This is a genomic window from Fodinicola acaciae, assembly GCF_010993745.1.
Classification (GTDB): Bacteria; Actinomycetota; Actinomycetes; order Mycobacteriales; family HKI-0501; genus Fodinicola; species Fodinicola acaciae.
In genome coordinates this window covers 532,184-554,100 of the sequence record NZ_WOTN01000003.1, presented here as the reverse complement: position 1 = coordinate 554,100, position 21,917 = coordinate 532,184, and the positions used below count along the sequence as shown (strand labels likewise).

At 67.4% G+C, this 21,917-nt stretch carries 15 protein-coding genes and 1 pseudogene; 9 read left to right on the top strand and 7 right to left on the bottom strand.

Annotated features, from left to right (window positions below; genetic code table 11):
- Positions 1-13: 13 nt before the first annotated feature.
- Together GNX95_RS28930 and GNX95_RS28925 are read left to right on the top strand one after the other, a co-directional pair.
- Positions 14-2,992 (top strand): lantibiotic dehydratase, encoded by a 2,979-nt coding sequence (locus GNX95_RS28930; protein WP_163510786.1) that lies wholly within the window; start codon positions 14-16, stop codon positions 2,990-2,992.
- On the top strand, positions 2,992-4,881 hold the full coding sequence (locus tag GNX95_RS28925; protein ID WP_163510785.1) for an ABC transporter ATP-binding protein: 1,890 nt from the start codon (positions 2,992-2,994) through the stop codon (positions 4,879-4,881). Before GNX95_RS28930 ends, GNX95_RS28925 begins: the two co-directional genes overlap by 1 nt.
- A 7-nt stretch (positions 4,882-4,888) precedes the next feature.
- On the opposite strand, the gene GNX95_RS28920 is transcribed toward GNX95_RS28925, so the two are convergent.
- The 3 genes from GNX95_RS28920 to GNX95_RS28910 are packed head-to-tail and all read right to left on the bottom strand — an operon-like array spanning position 4,889 to position 11,052.
- Positions 4,889-5,896: a LacI family DNA-binding transcriptional regulator gene (locus tag GNX95_RS28920; RefSeq protein WP_163510784.1), complete on the bottom strand. Its 1,008-nt coding sequence runs from the start codon at positions 5,894-5,896 to the stop codon at positions 4,889-4,891.
- A 51-nt stretch (positions 5,897-5,947) separates the two neighbouring features.
- Positions 5,948-9,772 (bottom strand): hypothetical protein, encoded by a 3,825-nt coding sequence (locus GNX95_RS42705; RefSeq protein WP_222854017.1) that lies wholly within the window; start codon positions 9,770-9,772, stop codon positions 5,948-5,950.
- Positions 9,772-11,052, bottom strand: coding sequence for an MFS transporter (locus tag GNX95_RS28910; protein WP_163510783.1), 1,281 nt, complete (start codon positions 11,050-11,052; stop codon positions 9,772-9,774). Before GNX95_RS28910 ends, GNX95_RS42705 begins: the two co-directional genes overlap by 1 nt.
- A 212-nt stretch (positions 11,053-11,264) precedes the next feature.
- On the opposite strand from GNX95_RS28910, the gene GNX95_RS28905 reads away from it, so the two are divergent.
- The gene (locus tag GNX95_RS28905) at positions 11,265-12,719 is read left to right on the top strand and encodes an L-fucose/L-arabinose isomerase family protein (protein WP_163510782.1); all 1,455 of its coding nucleotides are present in this window, start codon (positions 11,265-11,267) and stop codon (positions 12,717-12,719) included.
- A 34-nt stretch (positions 12,720-12,753) separates the two neighbouring features.
- Here the strand turns inward: GNX95_RS28905 and GNX95_RS28900 are convergent.
- A pseudogene (locus tag GNX95_RS28900) lies at positions 12,754-12,915 on the bottom strand (IS110 family transposase); the annotation flags it as partial.
- Between the two features lie 100 nt (positions 12,916-13,015).
- Positions 13,016-14,086, bottom strand: coding sequence for an HNH endonuclease (locus tag GNX95_RS28895; protein ID WP_246281795.1), 1,071 nt, complete (start codon positions 14,084-14,086; stop codon positions 13,016-13,018).
- Between GNX95_RS28895 and GNX95_RS28890 the strand changes: the two genes are divergently transcribed.
- Together GNX95_RS28890 and GNX95_RS28885 are read left to right on the top strand one after the other, a co-directional pair.
- Entirely contained in the window at positions 14,066-14,596 is a 531-nt protein-coding gene (locus tag GNX95_RS28890) for a hypothetical protein (RefSeq protein ID WP_163510780.1), read from the top strand. The two genes, GNX95_RS28895 and GNX95_RS28890, sit on opposite strands and share 21 nt — an antisense overlap.
- A 51-nt stretch (positions 14,597-14,647) precedes the next feature.
- Complete coding sequence (locus GNX95_RS28885; protein ID WP_163510779.1) at positions 14,648-14,803, top strand: hypothetical protein; 156 nt, start codon at positions 14,648-14,650, stop codon at positions 14,801-14,803.
- Positions 14,804-14,812: 9 nt separating this feature from the next.
- On the opposite strand, the gene GNX95_RS28880 is transcribed toward GNX95_RS28885, so the two are convergent.
- Entirely contained in the window at positions 14,813-16,372 is a 1,560-nt protein-coding gene (locus GNX95_RS28880) for an APC family permease (protein ID WP_222854016.1), read from the bottom strand.
- Between the two features lie 97 nt (positions 16,373-16,469).
- On the opposite strand from GNX95_RS28880, the gene GNX95_RS28875 reads away from it, so the two are divergent.
- From GNX95_RS28875 to GNX95_RS28865, 3 genes are read left to right on the top strand one after another with little or no spacing between them, the layout of a single operon-like run.
- Entirely contained in the window at positions 16,470-17,063 is a 594-nt protein-coding gene (locus tag GNX95_RS28875; RefSeq protein WP_222854015.1) for a TetR/AcrR family transcriptional regulator, read from the top strand.
- A gap of 51 nt (positions 17,064-17,114) precedes the next feature.
- Positions 17,115-18,266, top strand: a complete 1,152-nt coding sequence (locus GNX95_RS28870; protein WP_163510778.1) for a Glu/Leu/Phe/Val dehydrogenase dimerization domain-containing protein — start codon at positions 17,115-17,117, stop codon at positions 18,264-18,266.
- A 9-nt stretch (positions 18,267-18,275) separates the two neighbouring features.
- On the top strand, positions 18,276-19,841 hold the full coding sequence (locus tag GNX95_RS28865) for a thiamine pyrophosphate-binding protein (RefSeq protein ID WP_246281794.1): 1,566 nt from the start codon (positions 18,276-18,278) through the stop codon (positions 19,839-19,841).
- Here GNX95_RS28865 and GNX95_RS28860 read toward each other — a convergent pair.
- Positions 19,822-20,778, bottom strand: coding sequence for an alpha/beta hydrolase (locus GNX95_RS28860; RefSeq protein WP_163510776.1), 957 nt, complete (start codon positions 20,776-20,778; stop codon positions 19,822-19,824). The genes GNX95_RS28865 and GNX95_RS28860 overlap by 20 nt on opposite strands.
- A gap of 93 nt (positions 20,779-20,871) precedes the next feature.
- On the opposite strand from GNX95_RS28860, the gene GNX95_RS28855 reads away from it, so the two are divergent.
- Positions 20,872-21,915, top strand: a complete 1,044-nt coding sequence (locus GNX95_RS28855; protein ID WP_163510775.1) for a helix-turn-helix domain-containing protein — start codon at positions 20,872-20,874, stop codon at positions 21,913-21,915.
- Positions 21,916-21,917 lie beyond the last annotated feature (2 nt).

Sequence of the window (21,917 nt, the reverse complement as noted above, 5' to 3'; positions counted from 1 at the left end):
AGGAGAAAACGGGGTGAAGCGACTCTACCGGCCGCTGGACTGGCTGATGGTGCGTACGCCGCTGCTGCCGGTCGAGGACTACCTCGCGCTGCGCGGCGACTGGTCGGTCCCGACCGTCGCCGGCACGGCTTTGCCGGCGGATCAGCGGATCCAGCGTGCGCTGGCGGTCGGTGCCGGCGATCTCGTACGCGCGTTGGAAAAGCCACCTGAGGGTGCGGCCGCGCGAGGCAGGATCGCCGGCAAGCTGTTGCGCTATCTCATTCGGATGTCGACCCGGCCGACGCCATATGGCATGTTCGCCGGCGTCGCGCTGGCCGGCTGGGGTGAGCGTACGGACCTGTCGCTGTCCGGTGAGCCGCCGCACACGCGGACCCGACCGGACATGGGGTGGCTGCTGGATTTCGTGGCGGTGCTGGAAAAGCGGCCGGAGGTGCGAGCCGGCCTGCGGTGGTTTGCCAACCCGGCCGCGTTCGTCCGCGCCGACCGGATCTTTCTCAGCGAGCGCGGCACGATCGGCGACCTGGACGAGGGCCCGCGCGCGGTTTCGTTGCGTGCGACCAATGCCGTACGGACCGTCCTGCAACTCGCGCGGCGGCCGGTGCCGTACGAGGAGATCGTGGAGAAGCTGACCGCCGGCGGTGCGCCGGCGGAGAAGGTGGAGTCGTTTCTCCAGCAACTGTGGGAACAGACCGTCCTGCTGACCGACCTGCGGCCGCCGCTGACCGTCGCCGAGCCGGCGCGGTATGTCGCCGACCGGCTCGCGACCGTGCCGGCGGCACGCGCTGAGGCGACCGCACTTTCCGATTTTCTTGCCGAAATCGCGCGTTGGGACGGATCGGACTACGCGGGGCTGGCGGCTCGCGCGCACGCGATTCACGAGCCGGCGAAGACAACACTGCAGACGGACATGGCGATGCCGCTTTCCGGCCGTCACGTCAGCGCCGGGGTCGCTGCGGAAGTCGCCGGGCTAGCCGAGACGGTGCTGCGGCTTTCGGTCTGGCCACGCGGAATGGCGCACCTGGACGGATATCGGCAGCGTTTCGAGCAGCACTACGGCCACGACCGGGAGGTGCCGCTGGTCGAGCTGCTGGATCCGAAGATCGGCCTCGGACCGCCAGAACACGGCCACAGCGACGCCGGGCACTCCGAGCGCGAGCGTACGCTCACCAATCTCGCGTTGAACGCGATCAAGGACGGCCAGCAGGTCGTCGAGCTGTCTCCAGCGATGATCGACAAGCTCCAGATCGAGCCGTTGTCGGCCGAAAACGCGCCGCCTTCGCTGGATGTGTCGGCGTTTGTCGTCGCGAGTTCGCCGGCCGCGGTGGATGCCGGCGACTATTTGGTCGTACTTGGGCCAAACCTCGGCGCCAGTGTCGCCGGACGGGTGCTCGGCCGGTTCGCCGACCTGCTCGGTCCGGACGCGACGGCCGCGCTGCGGGCGGCGGCGGACGCGGAAGCCGCCAGGAGCAAAGGAAAACTTCGCGTCGAGGTGTCGTATCTGCCGCGCTCCACCAGGTCGGCGAACGTCGCGGTCCGGCCGATGGTGCGCGATCTGGAGCTGCCGCTCGGGACGACCGCGGGCTGCGATCGTGTGCTGCCATTGGACGAGCTGATGGTCGGACTGCAGGACGGCCGGTTTGTCCTGCGGTGGCGCGAACACGAGGTCGTGCCGTGCGCCGGCCACATGCTCAACTCGGCCGGAGCGCCGGCTATCGTCCGGTTTCTGGACGAGATCAAGGCCGACCGGCGCGCCGTTTTCGGCGGTTTCGACTGGGGACCGGCCAGCGGGTTTCCGTTCCTGCCACGCGTCCAGGTGGGTCGCACCGTGCTGGCACCGGCCAGCTGGCGGCTGGAGGACGCCAGCGATGTCGCGCGGTGGCGGGAAAGGTGGCACGTGCCGCGGCACGTTTACCTGACGTACGCGGACAACCGGCTGCTGCTCGACCTGGACGAGCCGGACCACGTGGAACAGCTCCGGCTGCAGAAGACCGAGGTCGTGTTGCAGGAGGCGTTGCCCGGACCGGAGCACGCGTGGGTCAGCGGCCATCTGAGCGAGCTCGTGGTGCCGTTGATCCTGGACCACGAGGAAAAGCCGGCGCCGCGACGGTCGCCGGCGACCGGCTCCATCGCACGGTCGCGGCTGCGGCCGCCCGGCAGCGACTGGCTGTTCGCCAAGCTGTATTTCCTCGACCCGTACGAGGAAGACCTGATCGGCGGTCCGTTGCGTACGCTCGCCGCCGAGACGACCGCCAACGGCCTGGCGGACTCGTGGTTTTTCATGCGATACCAGGACCCCGAGCCGCACGTACGCGTGCGCTGGCACGGTGATCCCGGGGTGCTGCGCCGGGAGCTCGCGCCGGGTCTGCTTGAGTGGGCGGCGAAACTGGTCGCGGACGGATTCTGCGAGCGGTTTTGCCTCGACACCTACGACCAGGAGGTCGAGCGCTATGGCGGACCGGCGGGCATGGCGCTGGCCGAACAGCTGTTCGCGGTGGACAGCGCGGCGGTCGCCGACATCCTGGACCTTTGCCGGAAACGGGAAATGGGCATCGACCGGCCGCTGCTCGGCGTCCTTTCCGGGGACGACCTGCTGGCCGCTCTCGGCCTCGACCCGGCCGAACGCGCGCGACTCTATGCCGCCGGACTGCTGGACCGTAAGGACACCTCGGAGGAATTCCGCAAAGAGCAGTCGACTTTGCGCGCGGTGCTCGGCGATCCCGACTGGCTGACCGGTCAGGACGGCGGCGCCGCGGTCGCCGGGATCCTGGCGGCGCGCCGCGGAAAACTCGCACCGATCGCCACGAAACTGCGCGAGATGGCCGACAATGGCGCGGTGAACCGTACCGTTTTCCAGCTGGCCCGCAGCTTCCTGCATCTGCACAACAACCGGCTGCTCGGCTGCGGCCATCCACCGGAGCAGCGCGTGCTCGGACTCGCGCTGCGGACCAGGGAAAGCCTGGCACGCGCCGGCTGGCGACCGCGAGCCAGCTGATGGCCGGCCGAGCGCTGGTGGGGATGGAGGACCTGTCCCTGCCGACCTGGACCGTCGTCGAGCAGCAGGTGGCCACCACCGGCATCTGGCGCACCTTACGCGCGCTGCCGGCCGGCATCCGGCTGGTGATCGGCCTGGCGTGGCGGTCGTCGCGCTGGCTGACCGCGGCGGCCGGTGTGCTGGCCGTCGTCAGTGGCTGCGTGACCGCTTTCGGACTGCTGGCGACCGCCGACGTTTTGACCGTACTGCTGGCAAACGGACCGACACCGGCGCGCGTGCTCGCCTCGTTGCCGGCCGTTTTGCAGGTGGTGGCGGCGTTTTCCGCGCGTGCTCTGCTGGAGGCACTGAACGGCGCGGCGCAGGCGGCGCTCACCCCGCAGGTTGAGCAGGCCGCGCAGGAAGAAGTGCACTCCGCGGTGTCCAGGGTGGCGCTGATCGCCTTTGAGGACGCCGACTATTCCGACCTGCTCCGCCAGGCGCTGTCGCACGGCATCCGGAGCATCGAGACCAGCATCAAGGCGATCGCCGACATCTCCGGCTCGGTCATCTATCTGGTGTCCGCGGTCGTGACGGCCGGGCTGCTGCATCCGGTGCTGGCGCCGTTGGTTTTGCTTTCGGTGGTGCCGGACGTCTGGGCCTCGGCGCGCGCCGCGAAACTGTCGTATCGCTCCTTTCTGCGGATGGTCTCGCGGAGCCGGCAGCACGCGGTGGCCAGCGAGCTGCTGACCGACCGGGAGAACGCGGCGGAGATGCGTGCCTGCACGGCCGGGCCGGCGCTGCGCACCGAGTTTTCCAGGATCAGCACCGACATCACCAACGAGTCGAAGCGGGTCGGGGTCGCGCGTACGCGCGTCCAGCTGATCGGCCGGGCGATCGCCGGCATCGGCGCCGGTGTCGCGTTCGCCGTGCTTGGCCTGCTGCTCTATGTCGGCACGCTGCCGCTGGCGCTGGCCGGCGCCGCCGTCGTGGCGATGCGGATGGCCGCCTCCGCGCTGACCAATACGATGTTCGGCGTCAACCGCCTTTACGAGAACACGCTCTATCTCGACCTATACACAAACCTGCTGGAAGAGTCACGGAAACGTACGCGCCCGCGGACCGGCGTCAGCGCTCCGTCGCAGCCGCGCCAGATCACCGCGAGCGGCGTGTCGTTTCGCTATCCCGGTCAGCCGGAGCCGGCGCTCAGCGGCATCGACCTGACCGTCCACAGAGGACAGACGATCGCGCTGGTCGGTGAGAACGGGTCGGGCAAGAGCACGCTGGCCAGGCTGCTCACCGGCCTCTACCAGCCGACCGCCGGTGCCGTACGTTGGGACGACCTGGACCTGACCACCGCCGACGAGGACTCGATCTATCAGCACATCGCGATGGTGCTGCAGGATCCGGCGCGCTGGCCGATGACCGCCGACAACAACATCCGGATCGGCCGGCTGGAACGGGTCGACCTCGGCGGAGCCGCGTTTGCCGCCGCGGCACGCGAATCCGGTGCGGACGCGGTGATCGCCGACCTGCCGTCCGCCGGCGAAACCGTGCTGTCGCGGGAATTCCGCAACGGCCGTGACCTGTCCGGTGGGCAGTGGCAGCGCATCAGTGTCGCACGTGGCCTTTATCGTGACGCGCCCGTCCTGGTCGTGGACGAGCCGACCGCCGCCATGGACGCGCGCGCCGAACACGCGGTTTTCCAGGCATTGCGCCGACTGAGCGACGGCACCACGATGACCATCCTGATCACGCACCGGCTGGCGAACGTGCGGCACGCGGACCAGATCGTGGTGCTGGACCACGGAAAGATCGTCGAACAGGGCACCCACGACGAGCTGATCGCCATCGAAGGCGGCACCTACGCGACGCTGTTCAAGCTGCAGGCTTCTGCGTACCAGCTGGAATAGACCGCTTTCAGCGGGTCGTCGAGGCGCGTACGACCAGCTCTGGCGCGAAAACCACCTGCCGGTGCTGGTGTTCCGGGTCGCCGCGCACCTCGGCGAGCAGCAGTTCTGCCGCCGTACGGCCCAAAAGCTCGCGCGGCTGGCTCACCGAGGTGAGTGGCACGGCGGCCGCGCCGGCGAACTCGATGTCGTCGTAGCCGACGATCGCCAGGTCGTCCGGCACGCGGCGGCCGAGCCGTACCATCTGCTGGAGCAGGCCAAGAGCGAGCAGATCGTTGGCGCAGAAGGCGGCCGTCGGGCGGCGCGAAGCCGGCAGGCCGGCCAGCCGCTCGCCGGCGCGGCGACCTTCGGCGACATTGAGCGCCCCGGTTTCCAGCACGACGAGCTCGGCGTTTCCGGTGAGCGTCGTACGCGCGCCGGCCAGTCGATCGGCGACCTGGCCGATGCCGATTGGCCCGCCGACAAAGGCAATCCGGCGGTGGCCGGTGTCGAGCAGGTGCGCGGCCGCCAGCTCGCCGCCTTGCACGTCGTCGACGGTGACCGAGCAGTTCGCCGGCCCGGCGGCACGATCCACGTAGACGACCGGCATGCCACGCTGCCGCAGCTGGTCGATGCGCTCGCCGTCGCCGTCCAGCGGCGTGATCAGCATGCCGCCGACCCGTTGCTCCTCCAGCAGGTCGACGTAGGCCGCCTGTCGCTGTTGGTCATCGCCGCTGTTACAGAGAAAAACCGCCATCCCGGCGGTGTCGGCGATCTGTTGCACGCCGCGCGCCACATCGGTGAAGAACGGATTTCCGCCGTCCAGCACCACGAAGGCGATGGTCCGGCTGCGGCCGGAGCGCAGCTGGCGAGCCGATTCGTTGCGTACGAAGCCAAGCGCGGCGATGGCCGCCTCGACCTTCGCGCGCGTCTGCGCGCTGACCTGGTGTGGACGGTTGAGGACGTTGGAGACGGTGCCGAGCGAGACGCCGGCCTCGGCGGCCACATCCTTGATGCTTGGCGACCCGGCACCGGTCATGTGTGTCTCCGTTCCCCCATGTTCACAGTGTTCCACGGCTGTTTGCTGGGCTCAGTGCCGGCGCAGTGTGACCGGACCGAACAACCCCGTACGCACCTGTCCGGCGTAGACCCCGGAAGTCGGCGACGCGTCGTCCAGATAGCCGGCAAGCGTGCCACGTACGACGACTTCTATCCGGTTTTCGCCGCTTCGCAGCAGATCGGTGACCTCGGTCCGCCACGGACCCCACACGAGCTGTCCGGCCAGCCGGCCGTTCACCCGTACGTCCGCCGTGCCCCGCACCTCTCCGAGGTCGATGCTGGTCCGGCCGGACCAGCCCGGAAGGTCCACGGTGGTGCGATAGGTCACCTCGCCGCCGAGCGCCCGCAGTCCGAGCTCTTCCCAGCTGACCAATGGAAACTCGGCCTCGCCGACGGTCAGCTCGACCGGGCCGGACAGCAGGGCGCCGCCGCGCCGGCCGTCGATCGCCGTTATTCGCAGCAAAACCGTACGAGCCCCGCCGGAGACGGTGATCACGCCGGCGTCGGCTTTGACCTCCTGGCCGTCGATCACCGCGACGACCGGCAGATCGGTCGGCACGCGCAGAGCTTTGGTGCCAGGAGGGACATTCAGCCGCAGCCACTCGACGTGCTCGCCGCCTGGTTCGCGGTCTGGAACCAGCGGCACGACGACCTCACCAGGTGCCGCCGCCGGTTCGAGCCAATGCGCGCCGGTGAGCGGATGTGGCCGTATCCACTGACAGATGACGTGCGGATCGCGTTGGATCGCGCGCTGCTCGACCGCGCCGGTCCAGTGCGCGCCACTGCGAATGGCCAGTCCGTGCGGCGGCGAGTCGAGGGCGGCCGAGCCGCCGACTCGCAGGACGATCTCGTTGTCGCCACTGCGAAGGAAGCGACCGATGTCGTAGGTGTGCACCCGGATCTCCGGATGTTCCGGATATGGCTCGAAATCGCCTTGCCGGCCGGCCTCGACGCCGTTCACGATCAGGTGGCAGACTCCGGCGGACGACACGTGCACCGTGGTGTCCGCGGGCAGGTTTTCCAGCCGCAACGGCAGGAGCAGGTCGGCGGTCACGCCACGCGCCAGCTGGCGGTCCGGTTTTATCCACTCCGGACGGCGAAATCCGGCGATGTCCGTGACGACCGCGAAATATGCGCGCAACGGTCCGTCGTGGTCCGCGGTGAATTCCAGCAGCACCTCGACCGTACGACCGGATGGCAGTGCGCTGAAGGATTGGTGGCCGTCGCCGTCGACGGACCGCTCGACGCCGTCGACCCAGACTCGCCGAGTCGCTGTCGCGCCAATGGCCAGGTGGAGGTTTTCGTTGTCCGGCAACGGTAGGTGCGTACGCACGGCGACGCGTTGGCCCGCGCGTGTGTGACGCCAGTCGAGGAAGTGCTCCGGCACATAGCCTTTCGGACCAAGCGTCTCCGAATGTGCCGGATCCTTCGGTAATCCCCGCGCCAGCGACCACCGCGCGGGACGCCAGTCGCCGTCCGGGTCGTCGCGTACGTCCGCGTATGGGCCGAAACTCGCGACGACCGGCGTCCAGGTCGTGTCATCGTCAGGCGAGACGGTGTGATCGAAGCGCCACACCTCGATCGGCAGGACACCGGTGCGGTCGGCATTGGCGAGGTCACCCCACCGGTTGTCCAATGTGGACGCCACCGTAGCGGTCCACGGCCCTGGGACCGCGATGGTTTCTTTCACTGGTGTCAAAGCCGCCGTGGTCGGCTCTGGCAGGTCAGTGGCCAGCACGACGAGTGCGACCGCACCGTCGTCGAACGGCACCTCGAACGACAGTTCGCCGCCGGCCTCGGTCACCGCCAACTCGACACGCTCTCCGGTGCCTGGCGACCAGCTTTGCGCGCGCAGCCGACCCAGTCCACGCACCGAGACCTGCGCGACCCGGTCGCGCAGACCGACGAACCGATAGCCGGATTCGCGCAGTTGCCGGTTGTAGTCCTGCCAGCTGAAGCCGCTCTCCATCCAGGAGTCGCCGGCCAGCTTCAGGATCGGATTCGCCGTACCGCTGCGCTCGTCGTGCGCGGTCAGGGTCAGGACATGAGTGTCGCCGTGGCGGCGATGGAGAAACGGCGCGTCCGCACGTACGCGCACCGGCTCAGTCAGGATGGCGTCGGGCACATCGTCGACCGCATCGACAACTTCGACCCTGCCGGCGAAGTCTTCCGCGATGTCGTTGCCGCCGAGGAAAAGCTCAGGCGCACCGCCGACACAGATGACGCGACCGCCGGCGCGTACCAGGTCGACGAGGCGCCGGGCGGCGTCGGCGTGAACGGCCGTGGCCGCCGGGACGACGACGGTTTTGTATGTCTCCGCGGCAATCTTGAGGCCGTCAGCGGTGACCTCGGCCGCCGCGACGGTCGCCTCGTCGAGCACGTCATGGTCGATGCCGGCCTGTTCCAACACACCGCGATGCTGGTTGAACCAGCTGTTTATCCCATTGAGTGCACGGAAAGCACGCGCCGAGCGGTCGACCTGCGGCAGTGGTCCGGCGAGCGTGAGGAAGGCCTGCGCGTTGGCGGTGGGGGAGAGCAGGGCGACATCGCAGACGTGCGCGCCGGCGGTGAGCACCGAGCAGAGCCGTGCGACCGCGCCGGCGAAGACGTGGTAGGACGGCCAGTATGGCTGGCGCCAGCAGGTCGACGGCGGAGCCCATTCCCACCAGCCGCCGACGGTCGCGTAATAGACCGCATGCGGGTCGTAAAGATTGGCGCCACGGCGCAGAAACGGTGACAGCCAGTCGTACGTCTCCTCGAGCGTGCCGCCCCAGCCGGAGGAGTGGAACGCCTCGATCCAGACCCGCTCGTGACCATTGGCGTGTGCCAGTGAGCTGTGAACTTTGGCATCACCCCAGTGATCGCTGCCCGGTGCGCGATAGCCGCGGTGCAGGCCGAGGTAGTCGCCGTAGATCTGCACGCCGCCGAGGGGATCGCCTTCGCGTGCCGGCGATGCCTGGTCAAAGCCACAGACCAGGTCGCGCTCGGCGAACCAGGAGTCATGCTGGTCGAAGAACCCGCGGCGCGCCAGACGTGCGCGGTGTTCCTGGTAGTCGCGTCTGATGCCGGCTGCTTCAGCCGAGAAATCCGCCTCCCACAGCGCCCACAGCCGCGGCACGAGGTCATATCCGTACGATTCCTGGAATGTCGCGGCGAAGTCGGCACTCCAGGTCGGCATCGGCGGCAGCTCGTCCTGGAAGAAGCCCCCGATGCTGCTGCCGAACCAGTGACCGACCGCGCGTTCGAGCGTGCCATGCACCTGGTCCAACAGGCTTGCGCAAGCCTGCTCGTTGAAATAGTCGAAACCGCTGGTGTGCGCGTATGTCAGGACCAGCCGACCGGCACCTGGCCAGTGCGCCGCGCCGTCCACAATGGACACGTCGACGCGTTCTCCGTTAGCCAGCACGGCGTACGCGCTGAGTGCCCGCTGTCCCGGCGCCACCGCCAGCCGCGCGTCAGGTCCGTCGGTTTCCAGCCGAGCCAAGGCCTGCCCGGCGAAATCCGGGTTGCCGGCGATCAGCCGGCCCTGGAAGTTGGCACCGGAAAAGCCGATCTGGTCATAGAGCCACAGCGTGAAACCGAGTTCCTTGGCGTCCGCGCACGCGTTGTCGAACAGCCGCAGCCATTCGTCGCTGAGAAAGGCCGGATCGTCGGCGACCGAACCGAACATCGGACCGGTCGGCGCCAGGCAGAGCACCACCGCCTGCCGGACACCGCCGGCCACCAACTGTTCCATCTGCCAGCGCAGCCGGTCCCTGGTGACCGGGGCACCGCTCCACCACCAGATCGGCAGCGGGCCGTACTTTGGCGCTGGCTGGACGAAACGGTCGAGTAGCTCGGCGGTCTCCGGCCGCATCAGACCACGGCCCGCTCGCGTTCGATGTCCTCCAGCGTCTTACCGGCCGTCTTCGGCATGAAGAAAAATCCGACCAGACCGCTGACCGCGAGGAAGGCGGTGAGCAGCGCGGCGACCGGACCGATCTTGACTGCCGCCAGAGCCGGCACGAAGAAGCTCCAGATCCCCAACAACGTACGCGCCAGGCCAAAAGTGAACCCCTGCGCGGTGGTCCGGACCCTGGTGGGGAACAGTTCCTGGCTGAACACCTTGTAGGTCGGCTCGCCGGCCAGCGACGCACCAATGCCGAAGAGCACGATGTTGGCGATAACGGTCGGAATGGTGAATGGCAGGACAAGGTAGAGGCCGTACGCGAGCACCTGCAGCAGCGCACCGATTCCCCACATCCACCGGCGTGCCTGGAAGCTGATGTCGTTGACACGCATGAAGATGAAGACGGTCGCGAGAATGCCGGTGACGAATCCCGCACAGGACAACGCCACACCAGCCGCCTGCGATCCGGCGTGCAACGTTTCGATGACATACGGCGTGAAAATGCCGGCGGTGCCGGCGGCCAGGCCCCAGAACGTATAGATGGTCGCGGTCCACACGAGCGCGCGCAGATTGGCGCCGCGGAAGATCTCCAGGAACCGGCCGGCCTGTGCCTTGGCGGCCTGCCATCTCGCCGACTCGGCTATGCCACGCCGCAGGGCCCAGGTGACCAGTGCTGCCACGAAAAGTTGCAGGAAGACGATGCGCGTGCCGAGCAGACCGAGCGGCGTGAGCACCAACGCCATCACCAGCACGACGACCGGGCCGAGGCCCCAGGCGACCTGTGTCAGTCCGATCAGCCGGCCGCGGCCGCGTGCCGGAGCGAGCTCACCGACGAGTGCGAGTGAGGTCGGCACGTCCGCGCCGACGGCGACGCCGACGATGAACGTGCCGGCGAAAAGCATGACCGGGTTGACCGCCGAAGCGATCAGCAGGATGCCGAAGGCGTAGACGATGAGATCCCATTTGTAGATCCGCTTACGACCGAGCCGGTCTCCGAGCCGGCCGCCGACGAACGAGCCGACGGCGCAACCGATGGCGTTCGGCCCCAGCGCGGCCAGCGCGCCGACGCCGAACTCGGTCAGCCCCATCTGGCTCTTGAAAAGCGCCAGGCCGGTGCCGAGCGCGACGATCGATCCGGCGTCCAGATAGGACGCCATCGCCGCGAGGACCGACCACTTCCACTGTTGCCTGGTGATGGTGGTGTCGTCGTTGTTCGCTGTTCCGCTGACGGTTTCTTGTGTGGACATCGGGAATCTCCTGGAGGGAGGCGATGACGACCCCGTGCGTTGAAACGTATTAAGCGGCGATGCTAGTTACTGACCTGCGCAATCACAAGGCAGTCGGTGACCGATGACGGACACGTCTGAATCTTTTCAGCGGCGCTGGCCTGGGTTGACGCGGAATCGGGTGGACCCTACCTTGCAGTGAAAGGTTTCATGGCGTGCGCGTGGAGGGTCCCATGACCACGGTTTCGGAACAGCGGCCAGACATCCTGCGGCGGGTCACGCCGCGGCAGGCCAAAATCGGACTGGTGGCCGGCGGTCTCGGCGCGTACTGGCCGCAGTTTCCGGATCTTCTGCCGCAGCTGCGGCGCTCGGCCGCGCGGGTCGCCGAGCGGCTGCGTGTGGTCGGCGACATCGAGGTCGTCGACGCCGGATTCATCTCCGATCCGTACGAAGGCGCTGCCGCGGCCGAAACTTTGCGCGCGGCCGGCTGCGATCTCATCGTCGGTTTTCTCACGACTTATATGACCGCGTCGATGTTGATCCCGGTCGCGCGACGAAGTGGCGCGCCGGTGTTGCTGATCAACCTGCAGCCGACCGAAAAAATGGACCACGAGACCTTCGACACCGGCGCCTGGCTGGCCTACTGCGGCTCCTGTCCGCTGCCGGAGATGGCCAACACCTTCCGCCGCGCCGGCATCGATTTTCGCAGTGTCTCCGGCTATCTGGAGGACGAGCGAGCCTGGACGCGGATCACCCGCTGGGTCCGTGCCGCCGCCGTACGCGGTGCGCTGCGGCATGCCAGGCACGGCCTGATGGGTCATCTTTATCCGGGAATGCTGGACGTGTCGACCGACCTGACCTCGGTGTCCACTCAGCTCGGCGGCCACGTCGAGGTGTTGGAGCTGGACGATCTGCGCGTACGCGTGGAAAAGGTCACCGACGCCGAGACCACCGCACGAATGGAGCACGCGCGGTCGATCTTCGAGCTGGACGACTCGGTCGACGACGTGGATTTCGCCTGGGGCGCGCGGGTTTCGGTCGGTCTGGACCGGCTCGTTGAGGATTTCGCCATCGACTCGCTCGCGTACTATCACCGCGGCCTGGACGGCGAACAACACGAACGGCTCGGTGCCGGCCTGATTCTCGGCGCATCCCTGCTGACCGCGCGCGGCATTCCCGCCGCCGGTGAGTACGAGCTGCGGAACTCGCTCGCCATGCTCATCATGGACCGGCTCGGCGCCGGTGGTTCCTTCACCGAGCTGCAGGCCTTGAACTTCCTCGACAACGTCGTGGAAATGGGTCACGACGGTCCGGCGCACCTCGCCATCAGCGCTCGCCGGCCGTTGTTGCGCGGTCTCGGTGTCTACCATGGCAAGCGCGGCTGGGGTGTGTCGGTCGAGTTCGACGTACAACCTGGACCGGTCACGGTTTTCGGCCTCGGTCAGGAGCGCGACGGACGTTATGTGATGGTCGCCTCGGAAGGCAATGTCGTGCCGGGTCCGTTGCTGCGTATCGGAAACACGACCTCACGCGTCGATTTTGGCTGTGATCCAGGAGAATGGACCGATGCGTGGAGCGCTTCCGGCGTCGATCACCACTGGTCTTTGGGGACCGGCCACCGAAGCGCCGACCTGCGCGCGGTCGCCGACCTGGTCGGCCTGGAATTCCGCGAGGTGAAGGTGAGCTAGCTCGTTGCGGGGTGTCCCTATGCGGTTGTCAAGCGGTGAGTAGGCCCCGGATCCGGTTGGCGATGCGGGTCGCTTCGCCGGCCAGGTCGTCGTCGAACCCGAGCAGTACGTCCAGCTCGGCAAGGGCGTCGTCGCCGTCGTCGATCGGGCGCAGTGTGTGCGGCAGCGAGCGCGCGGCGTCGGCGATGATGAACGCGACCGGCAACGCCCGATCGTGGCCGGTCATGCAATCGCTGCCCGTCGAGGCTCAGGCCAATGGCGTGGTGTTCACCAGGCATCGAGCGCCGGCACCCACGTTACGACGAGACCTCGGTGACACCACCGCCCAGATCATGCGTGCGACTGGAGGCGCAAGCCAAGCCGGACCCGGCGACCACAGCACCTTCATCAGGAACTACGAAGAAGGTAACGGGGGAAGTTGGCGAGGGTGCGGCGGGTTGGTGGGCTGTGGCAGCCGGAAGAGCCGCAGGACCCGTGCTTGTTCCTCGTCTGGGCTTTCTGGTTTGCTGAGGCGAGGAGCGAGCGTTTGTGTTGTTGGTTGGTGGTCCACCTGTTCGGTTCAGCCGTACAGGTGGTAGGCATTTCGGAGCGGCTTTTGCTCGTAGTCCACGTCGATTGGTGGGGGTGAATTCGGGGTGGCCGTTGTTCATCCGTATGGTCCAGTTGGTGTGGTGAATTTCGCGGTGGTGGCGGTCGCAGAGCAGCACGCAATTTTCCAGGCAGGTGGTGCCACCATCGACCCACGACACAATGTGATGCGCTCTCGTGTGCCGGACCGGCCGCGTACAACCTTTGTCTCGTGCGATCAACGCTTTCCGCAGCTCTGGTCCGGCCAGGCGTTCCTTGCGGCCGACGTCCAGTGGTACGCCTTCGGAGTTGAGGATGACTGGGATGATGTCGGCGTCGCAGGCGAGGCGGCGGGCGGTTTGGGGGTTGATGGTCAGGCCTTCGTAGGCGCGCGCCACACCCAGGCAGTCGCGGAGCATCTCCCAGGAGATCGTCACGGTCAGGTGCGGCCGCTCGGCGCCCTGGATCGGCAACTTCCCGGCATCAGCCACCAGATTGAGAATGTCGGCCAGCGCGTCGCCATTGCGCTCGGCCGCTGACCGAGGATCGGGCTTACCGGCCTCACCCTCTGGTTTGGCCAGTGGCGAGAGCACTTCCTGCAACAGACTGCCGGTCTCGGCGTCCAGGATGCCGCGCAACGCGAGCCTTCCGTCGCGGCCGGTGTGCAGATGCAGCTCCCGGCGCGGCTTGGCGTCTTCTTTGTCTGATGGTGCTGCGCCGTCGGGGTCCAGGTAGGCGTGCAGCCGGGTGCCGAGCCGGTAGAGCCGGCCGGCGTCCATGTGTTTGGCGCCTTCCACCATGGCCGCTTCGGCTTCGCGGCGCTGCTGGAATCGACGTGCGCCGGAAATCTCGTGATCACCGTACGGATCGCGTCCAACTGCGAGTCGGCGAGGTCGCCGCGGCGCATGGCTTGGGCGGCGAGGTCCAGCTTCGGCGCCAACATCTCACCGGTCAACGCCATGCCCGGACAAAACGCGCGAGCGCGCTGCACCCGGCGACTGGCCTCGGTCGGGAAGAGCAACAACTGGTCTTCCAACAGCTGCTGGATGTTTGTGGCCTGCAGCTTCTCGTACGCCTCTGTGCTCAATCGCCTTCACGATATTCAACACCCGCGCCGCGGACTTGCGATACTCCCGCTCGGCGTCACGCAGCATCGCGGCCAGCACATTCGCGTCTTCTTCCGGCCATGGGTCACCGACTGGTGCGGTGGTGGCGGAAGGAGTGGTCATGGCTCCAATAATACCGGCCACACCGACAAAACGACGCCACCAAACACATCTGTGGATAACCATTTCCGTCGCTGCAAGTGAAATCTCCAACGCGCGCGTACGACCACTACGCATCAAAGACAGGATCGTCGGTTGTCGGCATGGCTTGGCCAGAAGGAGGTCGCGGTCCGGTTTCTGGTGAACGTGGTGATGACGGCCATGACAGTGGTGATCGACGCACCGACCACCGCGCTGGACACACGATACGGCCGCGACAAGTCACACAATTTCCAGCGCAGCCGTCTATAGACGGAGGGTCTAGTCGGGAAGGAGGTCGCGGTCCGCTTTCTGCGTCTGGTAGCGACCGACGAAATAGAATGCCACACCGATCAGGACAATGACCAGCAGCGGTACGACCTGACTCAGCGTGTACGGTACCCGTTGTCCGGCAAAGGATGTCGGGAGTGAGTCGTCGGCGTTTCCACCGCTGCCGAACCAACCGACCCCGAGACCCGGCCACAGCAGGACGAGCACGGTGATGACGACCATGACCGTGGTGATGGTCGAGGTGATCCACGCGCCGACCATGCCGCCGGGCACGCGATACGGTCGCGGCAGGTCAGGCATTTTCCGGCGCAGCACCACCAGAGCAGGAAACATCGCCAGATACGTGAAGAAAGTCGTCGAGATCGCCAGCCCCAGCACCGCCGCGAAGTATTTCTGGCCGTCGCCGGAGGTGAGCAGGAAGGCCAGCACCATCACGACGGTCGATCCGATGCCGGAGACGATGTTGATCCGCACCGGTGTGCCGAAACGCGGCGAGATCGCGCCGAGCCAGGCCGGGCCGGCGCCGTCGGTGCAGGCGACGGCCTGGGCGCGGTCGCCACCCATCGACCAGGTGACGCCGCTGGTGATCAGGCCGATGATGAAGCCGGCCGCGCAGATGCCGGCGAGCAGCTGGCCGGCTCCGGACAGGGTCACCGTGCCGTCGGTGTGTACGTTTCCACCGTACACGGTGAAAACCGCCTTCACCGCGTCGAGAAAGCCGCCGAGTCCGCTGATCTGTTTCGCTGGCAGCACCAGCAGGATGCCGAGAATGGGTGCGCCGTAAAGCAGAACGGCGCCGATGCCCGAACGCAGGACGGCGAACGGAATGTCGCGCCGGGGATTGGTCATCTCCTCGGCGGCGTTGCTCGGCAGTTCGAAACCGACGTAGTTGAAGATGAGCACCGGCACGAGTGCGATGAATCCGACGTACGTCGGTGCGAAGCCGCCGGCCGTCAGCGGCTGGAAGCCGTGCTGGATGCCGTAGATGACCGTGGTGACGGCGAAAAACGCGAGCATGATGATCCGAGCGAAGCCGCCGACGGTCGGAATCCATTTGCCGATCCGCAGGACGGCGAGGACGCCGAGCACCGTCGACCAGATGAAGACCAGGCCGCCGACGTATTTCCATGGCCCTTCCAGTGGAAAGAAGAACGTCTGGAACGTGGTCACCGCGAGGATGGTCAGCGAGCCGCCGACCCAGATCGGGTTGGACAGCCAGAAAAGCACCTGGTTGACCGCGGCGACCAGCTTGCCGAAGGCGAGCTTGGACCAGACGTACGGCCCGCCTTCGACCGGGATCGCGGTGCTCAGCTCGGTCACCAACAGGCCGTACGGCAGGAAAAACACCACCGCCAGCACGAGCATCCAGGTCAGTCCCTGCGGACCGTGCGCCGCCACCGAGCCGATGGTGTCCAGGCCGACCAACGTGCACACCAGGAAAAACAGGATGTCGAAGCGGCGAAACGTCTTGCGGAGATTGGCTCGTTGCGCGTTCCACCGCCGGCTGAGCCCGGTGCTGGTGGTGGTCTCGTCCATCTGGCTGGTGGCCATCTGACACCTCTCACTACTGATTGCGTAATCAGTAACTTGGAGGCCCACTCTGCGGGTCGGACCTGCCGTTGTCAAGGTCTGCACGTATCGTCATGGCGTGGAACGGGAACGCAAGGCCGTGTCGGTGCGGCGCGACGAGATCCTCGCGGCGACGCTCGACCAGGTGCGCGAGCGCGGCATCGCCGGCACGCGCGCGGCGGAGATCGCCAAGTCGCTCGGCATCAGTACGGCGCTGATCTTCTATCACTTCGGCACCATCGAAAACCTGGTCACCGAGGCGTTCGCGGCCGCGGCCGAGGCCGATCTTGCCGCGCTGGAACGTACGCTCAAAAGGACCGGTGGCAGCGCGGAAAAACGGCTGCGCGCGGTGCTCCGGCAATACGGTCCGACCGGCGACGCGGCCGGCTGGACGCTGTGGATCGAGGCGTGGGCCGCCGGCCTGCGCGACCCGGAGCTCGGCGGGGTGGCGCAACGACTGGACATGCGCTGGCGCGAGACGGTCGCCGCGCTCATCGTCGAGGGCGTTGCGACGCGCGAGTTTCGTTGCGACGACCCGCGAGGTGCGGCCTGGCGGCTCACCTCGCTGCTGGACGGATTCGCCGTGCAGCTGGTCGTACGTCGCGGCGCCGTCACCAAACGTGAGGTCGCCGCCTGGCTGGAGACCGCGCTGAAAGCCGAGTTGGGCATCTGAGTCGTCTCGGCGCATACTGATTGGCGAGTCAGTAGCAGATGAGGGGAACGGATGGCCTACCTGGAGCTCCGCTGGTCCGACGCGGCCACCGGCACGACCGGTTTCCTGGTGATCGACCGGCTGGTGCGCGGCGTGGCCAGTGGTGGCCTGCGGATGCGGGCCGGTTGCACGCTCGAAGAAGTGCGCGGCCTGGCCGAAGGCATGACGCTGAAGGAGGCGTTGCATTACGATCCGGCCGGTCGCTATGTGCCGCTCGGCGGCGCGAAAGGTGGCATCGACTTCGACCCGTACGATCCGCGTGCGCGCGAGATCCTGGCGCGCTATCTCACCGCGATGCGGCCGCTGATCGAGCGGCAGTGGACGATGGGTGAGGATTTCGGTCTGCGGCAGGACACCATCGACGAGGTGCTGGCCGAGCTCGGCATCGGAAGCTCGGTGCAGGCGGTCTATCCGTTGCTCGACAACGAATCCGAAGCACGTGCCAGGCTGGCGACGGCCTTCTGCGTACGCGTCGACGGCGTGCCACTGGACGAGCTGGTCGGCGGCTACGGCGTCGCCGAGGCGACGCTGGCGGCGATTTCACTTGTCGAAAGCACGAAACCAGTGCGCGCCGTCGTGCAGGGTTTCGGCTCGATGGGTGGTGCCACCGCGCGCTATCTGGCCGCTTCCGGCGTTTCCGTGGTGGCCGTCGCCGATCGTCACGGCGTCGTCGCGAATCCAGCCGGCCTGGATGTGGAAAACCTGCTCCGGCACCGGGATCCGCTCGGCGACGTCGACCGCTCCGCGTTGTGCTCCGGTGACCGTACGCGGCCGGCCGAGGACTGGTTGTCGATTCCGGCGGACATTTTGGTGCCCGCGGCCGTTTCTTACTGCATCGACGAGCACAACTGCGACCGAGTCGCCGCGAAGCTCATTGTCGAGGCGGCGAATCTGCCCGTGACGATCGCGGCGGAGCGCCGGCTGGCCGAGCGAGGCGTCATTGTCATCCCCGATTTCCTCGCGAACTCGGCGACCAACGCCTGGTGGTGGTGGACGTTGTTCGGCGACATCGAGCCGACCGCGGAGTCGGCGTTTGGCAAGATTCACAAGCAGATGCACGCGTTGGTCGAGGCGACGCTGGCGCGCGGTGGCACGCCACGCGAGGCGGCTTTGGCTCTGGCGCAGGACAACCTGGACCGGATAAACCAAAATTTGGGGACCTGAATGGCAACCATGACCGGTGGCGAGGCGCTGGTCGCCGGCCTGGCCGCACACGGTGTCGACACCGTCTTCGGCATCCCCGGCACGCACAGCCTGCCGATCTATCCGTACCTGCGCAAATACCGCATCCGCCACGTGCTGACGCGCCACGAACAAGGTGCCGGATACGCGGCCGATGGATACGCACGAGTCAGCGGCCGGCCAGGTGTCGTGCTGACCACCACCGGTCCGGCGATCCTGAACGCGGTCGCCGCCGCGGCACAGGCTTATTCGGACTCGGTGCCGGTGTTGTTCGTTTCACCGGCGATGCCGGTCGACCATCCCGGACGCGGCAACGGTCTGCTGCACGAGGTCAAGGACCAACGCGCGGCGATGGCTGCCGTCACCGCCGGCAGCCATCGTGTGCGCAGTGTAGGTGAGATTCCGGTCGCGGTGGCTCAGGCGTTCGCCGACCTGCGCACCGGCCGGCCACGGCCACGGCATCTGGACCTGCCACTGGATCTGTTGGACCGCAGCGAAGACGTCCGGGCGGTGCGGCCGATCCACGTGGCCGTGACACCGCCCGACGGGAAATCTATCGGTGCCGCGGCTGGCATTCTCGCCGCGGCGCGGCGACCCGGCGTCATTGTCGGCGGCGGCGTACGACATGCCGCGGACGAGTTGCGGCGGTTGGTCGAGCTGCTGCAGGCACCGGTGATTTCCAGCACCAACGGCAAAGGAATCCTGCCGTACGATCATCCGCTGTCTCTCGGCGCCGGCCTGCACCGTGCGGCCGTGCGCGATTTCGTCGAGGACTGCGATGTGGTGTTGGCGATTGGTACCGAGCTCGCACCTGCCGATCTCTTCTACGGCGGCCTGACGTTCTCCGGAAAGCTGATCCGGGTCGACGTCGATCCGGCGCAGCTGCTGACAAACGCGTCACCGGACCTGTCGATCGTGGCGGACGCGTCGATCGCATTGGACGCATTGTCCGCGACACTCCAGCCAAAGGGAAGTCAACGCGAGCGCGCCGACAGTTGGCGACGGCGCGTCGGCGACCAGGCGCGTACGGAGGGCTCGCGCTGGTTGTCCATTGTGGACGGCATCGCAAGTGCCATCGGCCGCAGCGGTGTGGTCGCGGCGGACAACGCGATGGTCTGCTATTACGGCGCGTTGTCCAATCTGCCGGGCTATCGGCCGGGGTGTTTCCTATTTCCGACCGGACTGGGGACTCTCGGCTATGGGCTGCCGGCCGCGATCGGCGCGAAACTCGCCGAGCCGGACACTCCGGTGGTCGCGATCGAGGGAGATGGCGGCCTGATGTTCAGTGTCGCGGAGCTGGCCACGGCCGCGCAGTTGCGGCTTCCGCTGCCGGTCGTGGTGGTGGACAACGGTGGCTACGGCGAAATTCGCCGCGAAATGGCCGAACGTGGCGACCCGGTCCACGCCGTCGATCTCGACCGGCCGGATTTTCCGGCGCTGGCAACGGCACTCGGCTGCCATGGCGTGTCAGCCGGCGGCGACATCGGGCCGCTTGTCGCCACCGCCTTGGCCGCTGACCGCCCGACGCTCATCCACGTCAGAGATGACGCTGGATAAAGGCCAGGTTGTCGGCGTTCATCCGCTTGGTCACCGCGGCCGCCGCGATCAGCGCGGACCCGTGGAAAGTGCCGGGATAGAGGTGGAGCTCGGTGGCCACGCCAGCCTGGACGAGCCGCTGAGCATAGTCGATGCCCTCGTCGCGGAGCGGGTCGAACTCGCAGACGCTGACATACGCGCGTGGCAGGCCGGACAGATCGGTGGCGCGAGATGGCGCCGCGTACGGTGAAACTCCGTCGCTGCCAGGTGTCACGCCCTCCGGCAGATAACTGCGCCAGCTGACGATGGCGTTCGGCCGGTTCCACAATGGAGTGTCGTGATAGGCGTGCATCGACGGGGTTTCCAACCGGTCGTCGAGCTCCGGCACGTCCAGCACCTGAATTTTCAGCGGGGGACCACCGCGATCCCTTGCGAGCAACGCGACCGCGGCCGCGAGGCCGCCGCCGGCGCTCGAACCGGCGACGCCGATCCGGTCCGGATCGATGCGAAGCTCGCTGGCTTTCGCCGCCGTCCACTGCAGTGCGGCATAGCAATCCTCGACACCGGCCGGAAACCGGTTTTCCGGCGCGAGCCGATATTCGACCGACACCACGACGATACCCAGCTGGTCAGCGATCTGTGTTGTCGCCGGGTCCATCTGCTCGATGCTGCCGAAGACGAAACCCCCACCGTGGATGTAAACCAGGCCGGGCCGCGCGGTTTCCTCGTTCGCCGGCGAGTAAATCCGCACACGCAGGTCGGGGTTGTCCGCCGGACCGGGGATGGTCAGGTCGCGCACGTCCAGCGGGTTCGCCGGCTCGTACGCGCCGTTCTGGAAAAGCTCGGCGAAGTCCGGCGGCTGCGCGGCGCGCATGGCGGGAATGTCGACGCCGGTGAGGTCGATCTTCGGAAGCATCTCCACCCACGGCGCGAGTTCCGGATCGAATGCGTATGTCATCGTCCAAGGATCGCCGACGCCGGCCGGCGTCGCAGCCGACAACTGGCGGACATCGAGCCGGCCGTTCTCGCCAACTGGCGGTAGTCTCCGGCCATGGAGGGGTTGATCCTGCGGTTGTCCGCGCTGGACGCGGACGCGGAGAACGCGTTGCGGGTGATCGGATTCTTCGACCGGCTGATCACCGGTCAGGCGGATCTGGACTCGCTGGTACGCCACGCCGCGCAACTGGCCGAGTGTCCGGCCGGCGTCACCGGCAAGGGTCTGTTCGTACGCGCCGATGCGGCCGGAAAAATCGCCAACACCGGTCGCGTGCCGGACGCGGCCGCCAGGATGGAGCTCGCCGACGGTGCGCTGGTGTGGTTGGAGCGAGGCGGAAATCCGCTGCCGCTGGACGCGATGGTGCTTGAGCGGTTCGGCATCGCCGCGGCCGCCGCGCTCGACCATTCGCGGCCACCCAAGCCGGAGCTCGGAGATCCGGCGCTGGTGGAGCTGGTGCTGTCCGAGACGGCCGGCAGCGCGGACCGCTCCCGTGCCCTGCAACTGCTCGGAATCCGGCCGACCGCCCAGGTTGTGGTGTTGGCGGTGCGGGCCGAGCTGGCGGAGCTGGACCGGCTGGTCGAGGAGCTCGGTGGCCGTCCGGCTGGCGTGCGGACGGCGGATTTCGGTGCCAGGCATGCGGTCCTGCTCGTCGCGGCGGTGCCAGAGCAGTTGCCGCCGCACGGAAAGGCGCTCGTCGGAGTCGGCGACAATGTGCCGGCGATGGACGCGCCGCAGTCGTGGCGTGCCGCATTGTGCGCACTGCGGTTCGCATATCCGGGAGATCCGGTCGTACGCGCCGCAGATCTCGGCGGGTTCGGCTTGCTCGCGGAGAAACTGACGCCGGCGGAGATCGCCGGCGTACGCGACGTGCAGTTGCTGGACAGGCTCGCCGGCGAGACCGACCTGCTGGAGATCCTGCTCGCGGTGGCGACGACCGAGTCCGTACGGAAGGCCGCCGCAGCGGTGTTTCGGCACCACAGCACGGTTGCCGCCCGACTGGCGCACGCCGAGTCGGTGCTCGGCTTCGCCGTCGACACGCCGGCCGGAAGATCGCGGCTGCATCTGGCGTTGCTGTTGAGGAGATTACGAGACGCATGACG